This window comes from Edaphobacter flagellatus (assembly GCF_025264665.1).
In the GTDB taxonomy this organism is placed as follows: Bacteria; Acidobacteriota; Terriglobia; order Terriglobales; family Acidobacteriaceae; genus Edaphobacter; species Edaphobacter flagellatus.
Window position 1 is genome coordinate 523,818 of sequence record NZ_CP073697.1, and the last position, 17,440, is coordinate 541,257.

Genomic DNA, 17,440 nt, shown 5'->3' on the forward strand with positions numbered 1-17,440 from the left:
TCGAGCATCTTCGCGGCTCTGCCTGGGTTGATGGTATGTGCATGAACATTCTTGTCGCCGAAAACGATATGACGACACAGTCATTGCTGCTGGGTTGGCTGCAAGAGTGGAATCACCATGTAACCACCGCGAGAGATGGATTCCAAGCGCAAGCTTTACTGCAGCAAGGCGAGTTCGACCTCCTGCTCAGCAACTGGACCCTCTCTGGCATGGATAGTTTGACGCTATGCCGCCATATCCGTGAAAACCCGGCTCCCACGTACTGTTACATCATTCTCTACACGCTGAACGACGACGAGATGGACTTTGTCGCAGGCATGGATGCCGGAGCCGACGACTTTATCAGCATTCCGCTCGAAGCTGACAAACTGCGCGTGAGAATCAGGGCAGCGGAACGCATTCTGACACTGCGGCAGGAACTGTCGGAACAGAATGCCAGTCTCAATCGGCTGAATGAAAAGCTTGGCGCCGCTTATAAAACAATCCAGTCGGATCTGCAGGCCGCATCTGCGCTTCAGGCTGGCCTGATGCCCAAAATCTCCGAGGTCCACCCGTCTTTCTGCCTCGATTGGCTTGTATTGCCCAGCAGCTTCCTGGCAGGCGATAACCTGAACTATTTCATGATGCAGGATCGCTACCTGATCTTCTATCACCTTGATGTGGCGGGCCATGGAATCCCGTCTGCCCTGCTCTCGGTGACGCTCAATCATCTGCTCTCTCCACAACCCGGCAGTCCGATGGTCCGATTTGACCCCCATCTTGAACTCAAGAGGATTGTGCCTCCGGTCGACGTTGTGAGTGAGCTGAACCGGAGATTCCAGCCCCAGGGCGATGGCTACTTCACCATGATCTATGGGGTTCTGGACACGCGAACTCGCGAGGTGCGCTTCTGCCAGGCGGGTCATCCAATCCCCTTGAAGATCAATCACGAAGGTGAGATCACACCCATCGGCGATGGTGGTTTTCCCGTCGGACTGTGGCCGGACATGACATATGAGGAAACTGTGACGGACCTCCATCCCGGCGACCGGCTTTTGCTGTACTCTGACGGTGTTCTGGAATGTGTGAATTCCGAAGGAGTTCCATATTCCATCGATAAGCTGAAAGAAATCCTTCTCCAGACAACTGGACTCCCTCCCAAGGCAGCACTGAAATCCATACAGCAGGACCTCGAACAATGGAGTCAGGGCAAGAATTTTCCTGATGATATTTCTATGTTACTTATCGAGAGCAGGTAATGTACTTAAGTAACCGGGGCGTTTCATGATCGTGTTCTCGTTATGCGAGGAGTCAGCTTTGCAGGACCAGGTGAATTACTCCATCACGTTCAGTATTGAAAGTCAGCTGAACCAGATCAGCCTGATTCGTGCTGCCCTTTCGGGGGTGCTGAACCATCTGGGTGTCATTGAGTCGGATATCTTCTCGCTTGAGCTGGTAGTTACAGAGATCATTAACAATACGCTGGAGCACGGTTATGCGGGTGCGACGGACAAACCGATCGAAGTGAATGTGCGCGTTCAAGGAACTGAAGTGCAGATTGATCTCAGCGACTGCGCTCCGCCTTTTCCTGAAGAGCAACTGCATCGCCTGACGGGCGATCCGAAACCACTTGAAGATGCGGATGAAGCGTGGCCGATGCGCGGACATGGGCTTCAGATCGTCAGGCAGATTGTGGATTCAATCGCTGTTCGATCGGATCAGCAGCGGAACCACATGACGATCCGGAAGCACGTGGGGCTCCAGGCGAGCTAGTACCCACTCCGTACAAAATTGCGCAAAGTATTCCATCCAGATGGTTTACAGGCGCACCCCCTTAAGCTTCAGGGCAGTAAAAATCCGGCTCTTGCGCCGGATTTTGGCTTCTCTTCTACTTGTTATTTTATCAACGCTGTCAAGCGTTTCTCCTCTCGAAGAGCCTGCTTAGAGCAGGCCGGGGCCTCCCGGAAAAATCACGCGGCCGAAGTACTGGAAAAACAATTTGAGGTTGTAAAGGAAGCTTCGCCGAACGGTGTAATAGGCATCGGCGAGGTAGCGCTGGGTTTCGTCCCTGGGATCACTCAAAGACAGCGCAGCCTCTGTAATGAGGCCCGAGGAGCCCTCCAGATAGAGAGCACGCCAATCGCTGGGAAGTTTTTCGATCTCCTCCACTGTCCTGGGCGGAAGTCCGACAAAGCTGATCTTTCCCTGAGCAACAGCGAAGAGCCCGGGGAGAAACTGGCGCAGAAACGTACGCCATCCTGCCACGCGACGGACCACCCATGCGTCGGCCCCCAGGCACAGAAGAGGATACGTACGCGAGGCAACCTCATTTTCACGCGCGGGGAGCTGAACCATGCGAACGGGGGTATATGTAAGTCTCCGCAAGAGGGCGTAGACGACGAGAGAGAGCAGCGAGACCGGCAAGAAGAGGATGATCAACAAGATGGCGAGAATAGGCTCGAGAATCCTCGCAAGCATGTTGGATCGGCGTACCTGTTTGAGTCCGCCGAGAAGGAAGCTTTCGACGACTTCGACGCTGGTCCCCAGACGAACGTTGATCAGCAGGTTATGGTCGACGAGGGCCTTGTTCAGCTCAAGCCCCTGGCCGATGTAGCTCCCTGCGGTAATCAAGGAATGCTCAATGGAGGTGTCGCTGTCGACGATGCACTCGCCTTCGATGACGACATTTGGACCGAGGCGGACACCGCGGTTCACCCGGCTGTTGGGGCCGAGGTAGAGCGGAGGGACAAGTTCGACCGTGGGATGAATGACCACATTGCGCGATATCCAGACGTTGGACTCGCGCTCCACGCCGCTGATCATAAGCCCTTCGAAGCGGCGATCCAGCAGCGCGGTCTGTGTCTCCAACAGAGCGGCAGGCGTAGAACCATCGAGCCACTGAGAAACATGGAGGACAGTTGCCTCAGAGCTGGCGGCCATACTTTCGAGCTGCTGGCGAAGCTCGTCGATCGACTGGCTGGCGAAGGCGTCCGTCACGGATCCGGCGGGAAACACAGCCGCACCCCGCCAGACAGAAGAACCGGCAACGGCTTGCTGACCGTCCGCAGCTGGGTCGTCCTGCACAGAGCCATAGAGCAACACCGGCTGTGACGCTTTCACGGAAGGAAGATCGATGCAGGGGAAACACTCTGCATGAATCAGGCACCAGGGCTGGTCTTTGAGCGCGGAGATGATCTTGAGGGAGCGATAGGGCCGGTCGGGCTGCGTTGCCAGGTGATAGCGGAACCTGCATCCCCAGCGGTCGCCGTTGCCAAGCAGGGATTCGACCTCTTTAGGCGCATGGCTGACGATCAGCTCAATCGAGGTAATCTTTTGTGCGGCAAGCGATTCGATGACATGCTGCAACATGGGGCGGTCGCCGAGCGGGAGCAGCGCGAACGACCGGTTTGCATCCAATCCGTGCATTAGCGGCGAATGGCCGGGGACAACGATGACGCCAATCATGTAGTCAGGCCTCCGGCCCGCGGGGATGAAGGACGGGCGTGAAGCCGCTCTTCCGCCAGCCGGTAGAGGAAGACCGCGTTACCGAGAAAGTAGCGGCGCCACATACGGCGAGGTTCCTGCCAAAAGCGATAAAACCACTCCATGCCGAGCTCACGTATCCAGACCGGAGCGCGAGGAATTCTACCGGAGTAGAAGTCCAGAAGACCACCAACTCCAATAGAGACCTTTGCTGCCAGTTGAGTCTTGTGCGAGGCAATCCATTTTTCCTGCCGGGGAGCGCCAAACGCTACAAGGAGTATATCCGCACGGGAGTCCTTAATTGCTTCAAAGATCGAGGGTTCTTCCTCGGGGGAGAAGTATCCATGCCGGCAGCCAGCGATTCTGAGATCGGGATAGCGCTGGGTGATCCAGTCGGCTGCAGCTTCGGGAATGCCGGGCCGTCCTCCCAGGAGGTAGAGGCTCAGCCCTGCCTGCTCGGCGGCGTCGCAGAGAAAAGGCAGCATATCGGTTCCATTGATGTTCTCGCGAACGTGCTGATTAAGAATTGCACCGGCGATCCGCACACCGATTCCATCGGCCAGCACCAGCTGGGAACTCGCCAGGGTCTGTTTGTACTGGGAGTCGTTGAAGGCGATGTTGACGCAGTCGGCGTTGACGAAGCTGACCTGCGAGGGAACGCCGGACTGGGCCATGGAGATGATGCGGGCAGAGGCCTCGGCCATCGTGAGGTTATCGATGTTTACGCCGAGAAAGCTGAGCTTCGGCGGAGCGTCGCTGGCTCCTCCACCAAAGAAGGCCGTTGGAATGGCGCGGGCCGCGATGCCGAGGTCTCCCCATAGGGAGTTGGTTTCGATGTACTCAAGATCGAGGCCAACCTCAGTGGAGTAGGCGATATTGGCGCGCTTCCTGAGCCACCAGAGACTCAGGAGGCCGGGACGGAGATTGTAGCGCTTCCAGGCCATCCGCTCGCCGCTGAAGGTCTCGGCAGGCGAGGCGGCACGAGGGCCGATGAAGGACATCTCGCCGCGAAAGACGTTGACCAGCGCGGGCAGCGAGCGAAGAAAGCCGAGCCGGGAGAGGAAAGAAGACGGGGGGAAATGGATCTCGTACTGCTGGAAGTGGGTTGCCCAGCGCCCAAGACGGGTTTGCTCGCGGAGACCTCCACCGGAGAGACGGGCAAGAAGAAGCAGAGCCAGCAGGAAGGGGCTAAGGATCGCAATCAGAAACGCGGCAAGGGTGGCCTCGATGAGGCGGCGAAGCACTTCCGCAGCCCAGATACTGAGGGTCCAGGCGAGGGAGTGGCGAAATAGAGCCCGCTTACGCTGCCGGATGCCGTCTTTGGAGAATTTGTCATCCAGGTTCGCGAGAAGATGGCTTCGACTTGGCGTATCGGATACATACCCCTGCTGCGAGTCCAACTCCTGCTTTTTCGCCGGCATGGTTTCAATACGCTCCGCGACCAGTAAGGATGGCCGGGATGGTCTTAATCAAGAGATACAGGTCAAGTATAACGCTATGACTATCAATATATTGCGCGTCGAGTCTAACCTGCTGCTCGAAGGAAAGCTCGCTTCTTCCGCTGACCTGCCAGATACAGGTGAGCCCTGGCTTGACCTCAAGCCGGCGGCGGTCGCTGATGGTATAGCGGGCGACCTCGGATGGGACAGGAGGACGCGGGCCGACCAGAGACATGTCTCCGCGCAGGACACACCAGAGCTGTGGCAGCTCGTCCAGGCTGAGTTTGCGGATGATGCCGCCGATGAAGGTGATCCGGGGATCACGCTTCATCTTGAAGGTAATGCCATCGTTTCCGTGCTGATTTACGGCAGCAAGCTCCTGCTTCCGCTTCTCGGCATCCACCACCATGGAACGGAACTTCGGGAAGGGGAATTCCTTACCCCAGAGTCCCACGCGGGTCTGCCAGAAGAAGGCCGGTCCTCCGTCCTGTAGACGGATGAGAATCGTCAGGATCAGGAAGACGGGCGAGAGCATAACCAGCGCAATGGAGGAGACAATGATATCCATGGCGCGCTTGAAGAACTTCGCCCCGGTAACGACAAATGACCAGGTGAAGATCTTGAGGTGCGCGCGGAAGACACGCAGGCGCCCCCCCGCAAAGCTCGAACCACCGTATCCCCGGTAGAGCTGATCCACCAGGGACTTTCTTCCAAAATCCACCTGCAATCGTGTGGCGCCCACGCAGTTCCCCTTCTGCGAGCTACTATCACAAAGCGGCACGTGCTTTAGGTTCATGCATCCTCCCACACGAATCTCTAAGATTAAATCTCGTTAGAGAAAAGCGCTGTACCGCGTTCGTGGGATATGATCGATTTTCGTTAGATCAGAGAACCAAGAATCGCCTGGGATGTGACCGCACTCATGGTTATATGCGTCCAGTATCGTACCGTTTTCGGATGAAGTATACTACGCGGTCAGAACAAAACAACGACTTTCCGGGAACCATGTTTGTGGTGACGTTCGTGCTGGCTTCGGTGGCAATTGGGACTCTTTCGGCATAAAGCCTGATGTGATACATCTGGAATCTGACTCAGAGAGTGTCAGGGCACGGTGACGCTATAGCAGCCCCGGTGGGGCTAAATGATTCCTGGAGTTGGATAATGCAGGTTTTGAGTTCAGAAAAAGAGGGCGTTGTAGTGGGGAAGGTCGATGCCAAGTCCCTGGATGCAAGCAATGCCCGGGCGTTTAAGGACGCGATCAAACCTCTGCTAACCCATGGAGCCCGGCTGGTGCTCGACCTTTCGAAGGTTGAGTTTATCGACAGCAGCGGGCTTGGCGCCCTGGTTTCGTGCCTTCGCGAGGCTCATGCCGATGGCGGGGAGATCAAGCTCTCCGGCCTGAGCAAGCCTGCTCGCGCGTTGTTTGAGCTGGTGCGCATGCATCGCGTCTTCGAGGTCTTCAACAATTCTGACGAGGCCGTTACGTCATACATAGCGTAAAAACGATGCTTCCCTTCCCGATGGCCCTGAAGATGGCCGTATGCTCCCTGCGGGCCTGGTTCCCTTTGTGCAGCACCATTCGGATCACGATGAGGTCCTCATGGTGACGGCTGCGGCGACGCGGATGGGATATCTCGTAAGCAAGTATCCAGCGGTCTCGCATACCTTCATTCTGCGTGAGATCGCAGCACTGCGATCGAGGGGCTTCGAGATCGAAGTTGCCTCGATCAACGATGCAGACGATCGAAGCGCCATGACGCAGGTGGAGCAGGTAGAGGCGAGCCGGACGTTTTATGTGAAGCAGGCTGGGCCCTGGGGTGCACTGAAAGCTATGGCGTGGCTCGCATTGCGTGCTCCGGGCAGACTGTTGGTTGGCTTACGGACTGCACTGAAGCTTGGCGGGGCAGATGTTTCCCGCGTGATGCTCTGCCTGTTCTATCTGGCGGAGGCCGCTTTACTTGCCCGCTGGATGCGACGCCATGCCCTAGTGCACCTGCACGTCCACTTTGCGACTCCAGCGGCCACCGTGGCCCTCCTGCTGGCCCGCATTGCTCCAGTGACGTTCTCGATGATGGTTCATGGGCCAGACGAGTTTTATGACGTCACCAGCTATTTTCTGGCAGAGAAGATCGAGGCGGCCCGGTTTGTGGTCTGCATCAGCTTCTTTGCCCAGAGCCAGTTGATGAAACTCTCTCCCGGCGAGCAGTGGCCGAAGTTTGATGTTGCGCGGCTGGGGGTGGACTGCGGACACTTTGCTCCCCGCCCATTTCGCGCTTCGCCCGAGGTATTTGAGGTCCTCTGCGTGGGCCGCCTGGTTCCCACAAAGGGGCAGCGAATCCTGATCCAGGCCGTGGAACAGCTTCTACAGCGGGGACGCCGGGTTCAATTGCGCTTTGTGGGAGATGGGCCGGACCGGAAGAACCTGGAGCTGATGGTGACCGAGAGAGGGCTCGCAGGGGAGATACGCTTTGAGGGCGCGATGAATCAGGACCGTATCCGAGCGTTCTATCAGGCAGCGGACGTCTTCGCTCTGGCCAGCTTTGCGGAGGGGATTCCGGTTGTCCTGATGGAAGCGATGGCGATGGAGATTCCGTGCGTCTCGACAGGGATCAATGGCATACCGGAGCTGATTCGGGATGGCGTGGATGGCCTGCTTGTCGCCCCGTCGGATGTCGAGGGCCTGGCAGGAGCGTTGGCCCGGCTGATGGATGATGCCTCGCTGCGGGAGACTCTTGGAAAGGCCGGACGTCAACGTGTGCAGAAGAGCTATGAGCTTTCTGCCAATGTCGACAGGCTGGCTGAGGTCTTTCGACGCAGGCTGGAGACGATTCATTGATCCCATGGCTCTTACGAACGCTGTGGGAGGCGGCAGGAATAGCTGCAGCCTGCATGACGCTGCCCGGCACCGTTGAGCTGTTTATGCTGAGCGTTGCGGCGCTGCTTCCGGTTCAGCGAAGAACCCAGCCACCTTCCCGCGCGGGGTGGCGTGTCGCTGTAGTTATTCCGGCCCACAATGAAGAGGTGGGCATCGCAAAGTGCGTCACAAGCCTGTTGCAGGCCGATCACGGAGATATGGTCGTCGACATCTATGTGATTGCGGACAACTGCACGGATCGGACTGCTCCGGTCGCAGAAGCTGCAGGAGCCAGGGTGCTGACTCGCACGAATGATCTGGAGCGCGGCAAGGGATATGCGCTGCACTACGCGTTTACAACCTTGGAAAAGCAGGGTTACGACTGCTTTCTGATCGTCGATGCCGATACGGATGTTGCGCAAAACTTTATTGTCGCCGCAGCAGGGACGATGCGTGACGGAGCCGATGCAGTACAGGCACGATATCTGGTGAGCAATCTGGAGGAGAGCACGCGAACCAGGCTGATGGGGCTGGCGCTGCGGGCCTTCAACGTGGTGCGTCCGCTGGGCCGGGAACAACTTGGTCTGTCGGCAGGAATTCTCGGCAACGGGTTTGGGCTGCGCCGGGAGACGCTGGCGGCTGTTCCCTATCTGGCGTCCTCTGTGGTGGAAGACCTGGAATATCATCTGTCGCTGGTGCGGTCAGGACGCCGGGTTGCTTTTGTGAACGAAACGACCGTCTTTGGCGAGATGCCGGTACGCGGTAAGGGTGTTAAGACACAGCGCTCTCGCTGGGAGGGCGGACGGCTGCGGATGATGATGGAGAAGAGCCCGGCCCTGTTGCGTAGCGTACTGCAGGGGCAGCTTTCTCTGCTGGAGCCACTGTTGGAGCTTCTGCTGTTTCCGCTGGCGTTCCATGTTGCGCTGCTGGCTGTTGCTATCTCAACGCCGTTGCCTTTCGTGCGGATGGTAGGGCTGGTAGGGGCTGCCGTGGTTCTATTACACCTGACAGCTGCGATTGTTGTGGGGGGAGGCGGCTGGCGCGATGTGAGCACACTGGCGGCTGCACCGTTCTACATCGTATGGAAGCTGATGTTGATTCCTTCCCTGCTGCGTAATGCGCGGTCGAATCATGCGTGGGTGCGCACGAGCAGGAATGCCGAGATCGAAGCCTCTTCTGACGACAAGACACCGCCCAGATAAACGGAGCGTTCACAGCCGGGATCTTCGTTCTTGATAAAGTTAAGCCTTGCCTTCCTGATTTTTGGACGTTCTTCGTCGTGTGGTCGAGAGCGGAAACGGCCTACGACCTCTCGTGAATAAGTCATCTGTCGCGGCAAGGGATTTCCACTAAAAAGATGTCCAAATTTTGCCTTGACCCTGAATGCCCCATGTGTGTAGGTGTTGCTTATTGTAAAAACGCATAAAATCAGCTTCCAAGCCAATGTGCACGGGGATTTATTTTGCGTAGTTCGAGCCGACCGGTTGTATTGATAGGCGCCACCACATGGTGGCAGCTATCGGCACGTATGGCCATAGCGTTGCTACGCCACGGATGCAGGGTGATTACGGTATGCCCCCCGGGACACCCTCTCCGATTTGTAAGCGGGATCGAGAGCCACTATCTGTATGAAAGTGTGGATTCAGCGCGATCGCTGAAGAACGCGATTGAGAGGTCGAAGGCCGATGTGATTGTGCCCTGCGACGATGGCGTAGTCTGGCAGCTTCACTGGCTGCATGACCGGTTTCCGGAGCTTCGGGAGATCATTGAGGAGTCCTTAGGCCCATCTGCCATGTATGGCGTCATTCGCAGCCGCGGCGAGCTATTGAGGACAGCGGCTGCCTTAGGAATACGCACACCTGAGACCGTCGATATTCAGTCGAAGAATGATCTGGCCCGCTGGAAGGGTGCGGGCGTCCTGAAGCTGGACGGCAGTTGGGGTGGAACAGGAGTCGAGATTGTCGGCTCCGCTGCCGAAGCGGCAGAGGCCTATGACAGACTTTCAAAGCCGAAAGGACCCAGCTTTACCTGGAAGCGATTTCTGGTGAATCGAGATCCGCTTGCATTATGGTCTCGCAAGAATGCAGGCCCGCCACGCGTTACGCTCCAGGAGTTCATCGCTGGACGCCCGGCGAATGCGATGATGGCTTGCTGGAAGGGTGAAGTGCTCGCCATGGTGGCGGTCGAAGTTCTCAACAGCCAAGGTGCCACTGGCTCGGCGACGGTCGTACAGATCATCCGGAATGAAGAGATCACACAAGCTGCTTGCAAGCTGGCGCAGAAACTCCAGCTCAATGGGTTTCATGGACTCGACTTTATGCTGGAGCGAGAGACGAAGCATGCGTATCTGATTGAATTGAACCCACGCTGCACCCAGCTGGGACATCTTCGCCTGCCGGAGCAAGGAGACCTTGCGGGTGCCTTTACCAGCAAGTTGAAGAACGAAGAACGATCCGATCCGGACGCGCCGATCACTCGAGAAGCAATTGCTCTCTTTCCTCAAGCTTTTTTATTGAGTCCCAGGAATCCTTATCTGGAGCTGGGATACCACGATGTTCCGTGGGAAGAGCCTGATCTGTTACGAGAGTTGCTGCGGGAGTCCTGGCCAAACCGTCAGTGGCCGGCACGCCTGTATCACTTCTTCCGTCCGCCAAAGCTACCTAAGGATTTGCAGATTCAGGCAGACTGAACCGTACTGCGTCTAGGGCTGTTTGTATTCAACCAGCATGGCGCGTTTCCCTCTTCTGCGATTCAGCTTGTACTGTAACTGCCCAATGTAGATGGGCAACTGTTGCAGATGAGAGTGAACACCGTACATCGCCAGCGCTACAGTATCTTTGGTCTTCCAACGTGCCTTCCACGCGGAACGAGCGGCAAGCAGCAGGAAAAAAATACCAACACCAAGCAGTGGCCATATTGCGCGAAGAAGGATGGAACACAGGAGTCCGGCCAACGAGAGGCCAACCAGAATCCATGCGCGATTGCGATTGCGTCTGCACTCCTCCGTCCAAAATGACTGAGGCGACGATCGAAAGCGCTCGGATACCTCGGCGAAGGCATGGCCTGCGCGGGTTGAACGCTTCCAGTACTGCCGCCAGTGATAAATAGCCAGGTCGTGCCCGGTCATAGGACGGTCGACGTGCAAAATGATATAGCCGAGTGCAGCGATCCTTCGGCATAGCTCCGGCTCTTCTCCGGCGATTAAGGTTTCGTCGAAGCCGTTGACCTGCACCAAAACATCTCGCCAGAACAACGCATCGCCGCCGCAATAGAGCGTTGGGCCAGCTTCATAAATCCAGTCGAGATCGAGTGTGCGGATATAAATGGAGCGCCTGGGGTAAAGCTCGCGGCGATGACCCCATACGACTGCGATCGCAGGGTTCAGGAACTCCTGCAGCGAGTCGCTTACGAAGCGTGGGTGGAGAATCGTATCTCCATCCAGAAAGAGCACGATGGCTCCCGTTGCCGCGCGCCAGCCTGCATTTCTGCCTAACGCCGCCGATGGCCGCTCCGGATGCAGCACAATCGTCTTCGCGCCCATGGACTGGGCAAGGCCGACGCTTCCATCCTGCGAATTGGAGTCAACGTAGAGCACCTCGATCGCAAACCCGTCACGATCCATCGCATAGACCGATTCGAGGCACCGACGCAGGCGCTCTCCTTCGTTTCTGCCGATCACTACGACCGAGACGGTAAGGTTAGTCAGACTGCGCGAGGGTTTTGTCGTGGCATTCATTGTTCGTGTCCGCTTACTGCAGCTTCTACAGGCTCCGCAACCTTACGGGGTATGATGCGTGCCGGTATGCCGACAGCAATCGAATTGGACGGCACATCGGAGATAACCACCGCATTCGCTCCAATCGCAACGTCGTCGCCGATACGTATGGGGCCGAGCAGCTTTGCTCCGGCGCCGATATCGACGCGATTGCCTATAACGGGCGAGCCTCGTACGCCACGGTTGCGCAAACCTACGGTGACGCCGTTACGCATTACGCAGTCGTCACCGAAGATAGCATCGCCACTGACGACGATGCCGCCGATGTGCTCAATCACGAAGCGACGGCCGATGACGGCTTCGCAGGGCAACTCCGCGCCAAGAAGCATCTCCGAGAAGAATTTGAGTACTTTGTAGGCAAACGAGAATGGAACACGCAGAGCACGTGACTGGATGCTGTACCTCCAGCGCCCGAATCGATAGATCAAGAGCACCCAGAAGCCATGACGACCCCAACGACAGTCGTGTGTGCGCCAGTCCTCACGGATATTTTCGAACACTGTTGCTCCCAAGCAGGCTGGAGATACCAGACTGCATCTGCTTAGCGCAGAAGCGCTCCAATCGTAAACAGATTTACAAGCGGCGAAAGCTTCTCAAAGCTGTAAGCCAATTTATTGAACCCGCTTTCGGGAATATAGATGATGTCACCCGATTGCAATGTAAGATCAAGCGGCTTTGGCCCCAGAACATCTTTGTATGAGATGACCTGCGTCTTTCCGGGCGTGGTATCGGTACCGCGATGGATGATCTGAATGTCAGGATAGCGTCCTGCCTTCTCTGTCGGCCCACCAGCCATGGCAAGAAGCTGAGGCAGGGTGCTTTTCTTTTCGAGCCGCTGCGTCCCCGGACGCACAACCATTCCAAGTACTGAAACGTACTTATCTGGGCCGGGGACAAAGACAACATCGTCGCGCATGAGCCGCATATTGGCCAGAGGGTTTCCCTCTTCAAGAAGGCTTCGCAGCTGGACCGTAACCATGGAGGCGTTGCCGCGATAGATCATGCATTCTTCGGGCACAGCCATCGGAATGGGCAATGCGCCTGCTGTACCTGCGGCCGGGGCTCCTGAACTAGCTGCCGCCCCCGAAGCCCCCTGAAGCTGTCCGCCACGCGAGATCACCTCAAGCAGAGTGGGTGTGGTATCGAAGGTCAACAGACCGGGATGCTCGACTGCACCAAGCAGAAGGATGTGATTCGACGTGTAGTGATCCACACCTACCGATACCGTAACTCCGGCATAGTAAGAGCTGAGTGCGTTCTGGATAGCAGTAGCAGCCTCCTCGCGGGTTTTATCTGCCACCATAATGGTGCCCGCGATGGGCAGCGTGATCTTTCCATCGGGTCCAATCGTGTGCTTGGCGGTCAACTCAGGACGGCCTACGACCTCAACGGTGATCTCATCACCGCGCCCGAGTTGGTAAGGCTGGTCGGCTGGCGCCTCAAAGGACTTCAACATCGCCAGAGGATTTTGTTTCAGCTCTGTAGCAGGAGCAGTATTCTGCGCATCACAGACCGGGTGAGCGAGTGAGACACACGCTGTCAGCAGAAACATCATATTGGTCAGCTTCATACGCATGGCAAGAACTCCTAAGCCCTCATCCCACAGGCATTTACTATGATATGTGAATAGTAGGGATTTCCAGAGCACTTCGGCATGCCCCAACGGTAACCTGCGGTCACCTACAACCTCAATCCCCTTGTTTTACAAGATGGCTGCTCAGCCTCGAAAGGGGAAAGTTCAGCTGAAGGATACGACAATTGGGGGAGTCGGTCGCCACTGCTCCTATAGCAGCATCTCCTGGATCGATATCGCTCAAAAAATAATGCTTTTCCGTTCCGGTTGGATCGTAAATCAGCACAGGGGTATGCCATGCAGGGGCGGCTGGGACCTCGAAACTGGATAACGGCAACGAAAGCCCTCTTCCATCTGCCTTTGTGATGGCTTCCTTCTGTGTCCAACAGCGATAAAAGGCTCTGCGGCGCTCGTCAAGCGAAGAAAGCGCCTTCAAACGTTCGAGCTCCTTTGCGGTAAATGCAGATTGCGCGATCTCCAAAATATCGATGCCAGCATCGATATGTTCGACATCTACGCCAACAGTTTCCTGCCGACTCAACCCGATCAGAATCGTTCCTTTCGAGTGAGAGACATTAAACGAAATGTGCTCAGCACTATTGACAACGGAAGGTTTGCCGAAGGGGCTCTCCTTGAGCACAATGTCCAGAGGGGGCATACGCAGGGCATTTCCAAGCAGAATACGCAGACAGGCTCTTCCAACGGCAAACTCCTCACGTGGCCTGCTAGCACGTCGTCGCTCGGCCCGGCTGCGCTCCTCAGGGATTAGATAGTTGGCACAGCCCGGAAAGAATGCATCGTCTGTCAGCTGAAAACGCCAGAGCTGAAGCTCTCCATCCGCCAAAGGCAGAAGAGAGTCGGCTGCATTCCATTCTCGATAACGTTCTGTATCAGGAGGCTCAGTCATACGATCACAATTCTGCGGATAAGTGATGATCTGTTTCTTGAATGCTTGTGAGGTGATGTCTCTTTTCACTAATCTAATCTGTACCATCCATTAGGCGGTAGTTATACGCCTATTTGTGGAGCTGGGCTTCATTATCGATTACCAGGATCAACAGATTATCGGAGGCGCATGATATTCCACGTTCCCACAGTTAAAGTTCTCTCGCAGACAAAGCGATTGTGGCGCACTCCCGATAACAATGAACGGTTCGAGCATCCTCTCTCTACGCTGACCCAATTTGGATTTGTTTTTGGGCTACTCATCGGCACTGTTGGATGTCACCCAGCTAAAGCACAAAATGGCCCAGGCGGCGTGACCGACATTGCAATCGATACCACGGCAATACAGACAGACGTAAAGCGCTTAGGCATCAATATTCCGATGCAGACGTACTACGATTCGGGGCAGATGTTGCGCAACCTGGTCTTCAGAAACTCAGGATTCGAAGGCGAGATATGGCAATCGATCCTGCGTTGCAAAGCAGCAACGGCAACCAGCTGCACAGACTGGAATCAATGGGGACAATGGCCTCAGGGGTTTCTGGATGGAGCCAGCTTCGAATTTATTAGCGGAGCTGCAGCTGGCGAAACCGGTGTGGTGACTGCCAGTCTACCCGCTCAATCGCAGATCCAAAACCAGGGTGCCACGATTATCTTTTCGACACTGGCGAAACAACCGTCGGCCGATGATTTCGTCATCGTCCGCAAGACCTCCCCAGGCAATGCCCAGGCTGGCTGGTGGGTGAACAATGGTGGGGGCGCAGTACTTTCCACGGAATTCCATGACCTGTCGCCAGAAACTCAAGGCAAGCAGGCTCTCAAGATCGACGCCGTCGGATCTGGACGATGGGGAGAGATCGCATCGTATTTTGATACGCTCGAAAGCCACTCCTTTGTACGGCTCAACGGAACGTATCGGCTTACATTTCGCGCGAAGGGGCTCGGCGGGGATAATCAGGTTCGCGTCAGTCTGTCTCGGCAGTCTAAGCGAGGAAATAACTTTTTTTCGAAGGACCTCAAGCTCTCCAATAAATGGACGAACTACAGCTACGACTTCACGACAAACGAATCGAATTCTGATTTTGGGAGTGTGTCGCTCAAATTTTATGTTCCGGGAAGCACGGTTCTGCTGGATGATGTAAGCCTCGTTCAAGTAAGTAACTCAAATACAAACCCGACAGTATTTCGCGATGAAGTTGTAAGCGCTCTGAAAGACCTGCATCCCGGAGTATTGCGTTATTACGACGACGCCAATACCGGGAGCACCATCGATAACATCATTGCTCCGCCATTCGCTCGCCTTCGCGCGGGCTCAAGCAGCCGAGGATCAACTTATGAAGACCTCGCAATTGGGCTGCACGAGTTTCTTCAGCTATGTCAGCTTATTGGCGCTGAGCCTTACTACAACATGCCTCCGGGCATGAGCACGACTGAGGCCAAGAATTTGATCGAGTATCTCGGCGGGTCTCCCAGCACACCTTATGGCGCGAAGCGGGTTGCGCGTGGGCAAACGGCACCATGGACAAGTGTCTTCCCCGTGATCCATCTTGAATTGGGAAATGAGCAATGGAACTCCTTCACCTTTCCGGGTGCCTCCATCTCCGATGGGCCCACTTACGCAAAGCGCGCCAAAGAAATCTTCGCAGCGGCGAGGAGTTCTTCTTCTTACCAGCCCGGCAAATTTGATCTTGTTATCGGCGCTCAAGCAGTGAATACATGGCTGACTGGCCAGGAATTAGCGAACGGCGATGGCTATGACAGTATGGCAATCGCACCTTATCTTTTCACTCGATTCGATGATGCAAGTTCGAATGAGGCCATCTTCGGTTCCATGTTCGCGCAACCGGAGATGCTGGATAGCCTCCCTTCCGGCTACGTGTTTCAGCAGGCAAAAGCAGTAAAAGAAGCGAAGCGGCCTGCGAAGCTTGTGGTCTATGAAGTTAACCTCCACACTCTAAGCGGATCGGCAGATCAAACGAGCATTGACAACACCATCCCTTCGATAGGAGCCGGCCTGACTGTTGTCGACCACATGCTGCTCATGCTGCGCGATCTTGGCGTAAAGACGCAGTCGATATGGGCATTGAGTGGCTATTCCAATGGCTTCAGGAACTCGTCTACAAGCAAAGATCAAACCTCACCGCTATTTTCAATCGTGGTTGATATGGGAGGAGCGACTAATCTTCGTCGACCGCAATTTTTAGCGGAACAGTTGGCAAATCAAGCAATCCTTCCTACGATGCTCTCGACTAAGATGGGGGGCACCAACCCGACATGGCATCAGGCGAAAAGCAGGAACGATGATATTCAAATCGACAAGGCACACGAGATACAAGCATTTGCATTTGCCGATGGAAAGCAGCGCAGCATCATCGTATTCAACCTGAGCCGCACTGAAATGCGCCCGATCACATTCTCTGGAGTAAATGCTCCGGCCGGCACTGTAGCTATAAGTCAGCTGACATCAAAAAATATTACGGATGGCAATGAGACTTCTTCGCGAGTTTCCATTACGGAAAAACCATCGAATAGCTTTGACTCACACTCCGCTTACCAACTTCCACCATTCTCGATGACAGTCTTCAAATGGAGTTCATCTCACTAGCGCAACGATGATCGGCAATCAGCAATTGCTCCGTCAGTAAATGGAGAAGCGATGCCCTGCTCTCTCCTGACAGATAGAAGTGATCTCCTGGAAACCGCTGAAGGCGAAAGTCTCCCGTCGTATGCACACTCCACTGCTGGAGCCCCTCGTCCCAAACACTTTGATCATTCCTTCCGGCCGATACAATGAAGGGACATGTGAGTGGAGCCTTCGATTGGTACTGATATGTCTCGATCAACTTCAAATCGGCCTGAAGGATGGGCAGATAAAAATCCAGCATCTCTTGATCGCGCAGAAGCTCCTGCGGCAAGCCACCATACCGAGCTTCAATTGTGGCGATAAATTGATCAGAAGGCAGATCATGAAGCGGCTTGGCTGATAACTTTAGATGTGCAGCTACGCGTCCCGAAAGAAATAGGAACTCGGGCTTCCTCACGCCTCTGCTACTCAATTCTTGCGCGAATTCGTACGCAAGCACAGACCCCATGCTATGGCCAAAGATTGCATAGGGCATATTACAGCCGTCCGCTAAAGCTTCTGTCATCTCACGAATCAGCAATTTGCTATCAGAGAACGAACTCTCATTCAATCGTGTTTCGCGCCCAGGCAACCTAATAGCACAAAGCTCTACGAAAGATGGCATTAACCGCTTCCACGGTTGATAGGCTGCTGCGCCTGAACCTGCGTGAGGTAGACAAAACAGACGAATCCGTGCCCCACTTACACGATCCCGTGGGGATATCCATTTATCTCTTTCTGAATCATGGAAATCGATCATCAATCAGGA

General features: G+C 55.5%; 15 protein-coding genes. 7 read left to right on the plus strand and 8 right to left on the minus strand.

The features are described from left to right. Positions 1-41: 41 nt before the first annotated feature. Positions 42-1,238: a PP2C family protein-serine/threonine phosphatase gene (locus tag KFE13_RS02145; protein WP_260705479.1), complete on the plus strand. Its 1,197-nt coding sequence runs from the start codon at positions 42-44 to the stop codon at positions 1,236-1,238. 25 nt (positions 1,239-1,263) lie between these two features. Next, positions 1,264-1,752, plus strand: coding sequence for an ATP-binding protein (locus KFE13_RS02150; protein ID WP_260705480.1), 489 nt, complete (start codon positions 1,264-1,266; stop codon positions 1,750-1,752). Between the two features lie 168 nt (positions 1,753-1,920). Here the strand turns inward: KFE13_RS02150 and KFE13_RS02155 are convergent, their stop codons facing one another. Genes KFE13_RS02155 through KFE13_RS02165 form a run of 3 tightly spaced genes read right to left on the minus strand, consistent with a single transcriptional unit; the run spans position 1,921 to position 5,643 of the window. Continuing rightward, a complete protein-coding gene (locus KFE13_RS02155) occupies positions 1,921-3,444 on the minus strand; it encodes an NDP-sugar synthase (RefSeq protein ID WP_260705481.1) in 1,524 nt (507 codons plus the stop codon). Next, on the minus strand, positions 3,441-4,883 hold the full coding sequence (locus KFE13_RS02160) for a WecB/TagA/CpsF family glycosyltransferase (RefSeq protein ID WP_260705482.1): 1,443 nt from the start codon (positions 4,881-4,883) through the stop codon (positions 3,441-3,443). Before KFE13_RS02160 ends, KFE13_RS02155 begins: the two co-directional genes overlap by 4 nt. Positions 4,884-4,887: 4 nt before the next feature. After that, positions 4,888-5,643: a sugar transferase gene (locus KFE13_RS02165; protein WP_260705483.1), complete on the minus strand. Its 756-nt coding sequence runs from the start codon at positions 5,641-5,643 to the stop codon at positions 4,888-4,890. A gap of 428 nt (positions 5,644-6,071) precedes the next feature. On the opposite strand from KFE13_RS02165, the gene KFE13_RS02170 reads away from it, so the two are divergent. The 4 genes from KFE13_RS02170 (at position 6,072) to KFE13_RS02185 (ending at position 10,444) form a co-directional block, all read left to right on the plus strand. Further along, positions 6,072-6,401: an STAS domain-containing protein gene (locus tag KFE13_RS02170; RefSeq protein WP_260705484.1), complete on the plus strand. Its 330-nt coding sequence runs from the start codon at positions 6,072-6,074 to the stop codon at positions 6,399-6,401. A gap of 40 nt (positions 6,402-6,441) precedes the next feature. Further along, positions 6,442-7,737: a glycosyltransferase gene (locus tag KFE13_RS02175; RefSeq protein ID WP_260705485.1), complete on the plus strand. Its 1,296-nt coding sequence runs from the start codon at positions 6,442-6,444 to the stop codon at positions 7,735-7,737. Beyond that, positions 7,734-8,957 carry a glycosyltransferase family 2 protein gene (locus KFE13_RS02180; RefSeq protein ID WP_260705486.1) on the plus strand — a complete coding sequence of 408 codons (1,224 nt, stop codon included), beginning with the start codon at positions 7,734-7,736 and terminating at the stop codon, positions 8,955-8,957. Before KFE13_RS02175 ends, KFE13_RS02180 begins: the two co-directional genes overlap by 4 nt. Positions 8,958-9,391: 434 nt before the next feature. Then, on the plus strand, positions 9,392-10,444 hold the full coding sequence (locus KFE13_RS02185; RefSeq protein WP_260705488.1) for an ATP-grasp domain-containing protein: 1,053 nt from the start codon (positions 9,392-9,394) through the stop codon (positions 10,442-10,444). Positions 10,445-10,456: 12 nt separating this feature from the next. Here the strand turns inward: KFE13_RS02185 and KFE13_RS02190 are convergent, their stop codons facing one another. The 4 genes from KFE13_RS02190 to KFE13_RS02205 all read right to left on the minus strand — a co-directional run bounded on the left by KFE13_RS02190 (position 10,457) and on the right by KFE13_RS02205 (position 14,079). Next, a complete protein-coding gene (locus KFE13_RS02190) occupies positions 10,457-11,491 on the minus strand; it encodes a glycosyltransferase (protein ID WP_260705490.1) in 1,035 nt (344 codons plus the stop codon). Further along, positions 11,488-12,030, minus strand: coding sequence for a serine O-acetyltransferase (locus tag KFE13_RS02195; RefSeq protein WP_260705491.1), 543 nt, complete (start codon positions 12,028-12,030; stop codon positions 11,488-11,490). The genes KFE13_RS02190 and KFE13_RS02195 overlap by 4 nt, the downstream gene beginning before the upstream one ends. A gap of 41 nt (positions 12,031-12,071) precedes the next feature. Beyond that, the gene (locus KFE13_RS02200; RefSeq protein ID WP_260705492.1) at positions 12,072-13,100 is read right to left on the minus strand and encodes a polysaccharide biosynthesis/export family protein; all 1,029 of its coding nucleotides are present in this window, start codon (positions 13,098-13,100) and stop codon (positions 12,072-12,074) included. Positions 13,101-13,218: 118 nt separating this feature from the next. Further along, positions 13,219-14,079, minus strand: coding sequence for a 4'-phosphopantetheinyl transferase family protein (locus KFE13_RS02205; RefSeq protein ID WP_260705493.1), 861 nt, complete (start codon positions 14,077-14,079; stop codon positions 13,219-13,221). Positions 14,080-14,643: 564 nt separating this feature from the next. On the opposite strand from KFE13_RS02205, the gene KFE13_RS02210 reads away from it, so the two are divergent. Next, the gene (locus tag KFE13_RS02210) at positions 14,644-16,653 is read left to right on the plus strand and encodes a carbohydrate binding domain-containing protein (RefSeq protein ID WP_260705495.1); all 2,010 of its coding nucleotides are present in this window, start codon (positions 14,644-14,646) and stop codon (positions 16,651-16,653) included. Here the strand turns inward: KFE13_RS02210 and KFE13_RS02215 are convergent. Continuing rightward, positions 16,631-17,431: a thioesterase II family protein gene (locus KFE13_RS02215; protein ID WP_260706885.1), complete on the minus strand. Its 801-nt coding sequence runs from the start codon at positions 17,429-17,431 to the stop codon at positions 16,631-16,633. The genes KFE13_RS02210 and KFE13_RS02215 overlap by 23 nt on opposite strands. Between the last annotated feature and the right edge of the window lie 9 nt (positions 17,432-17,440).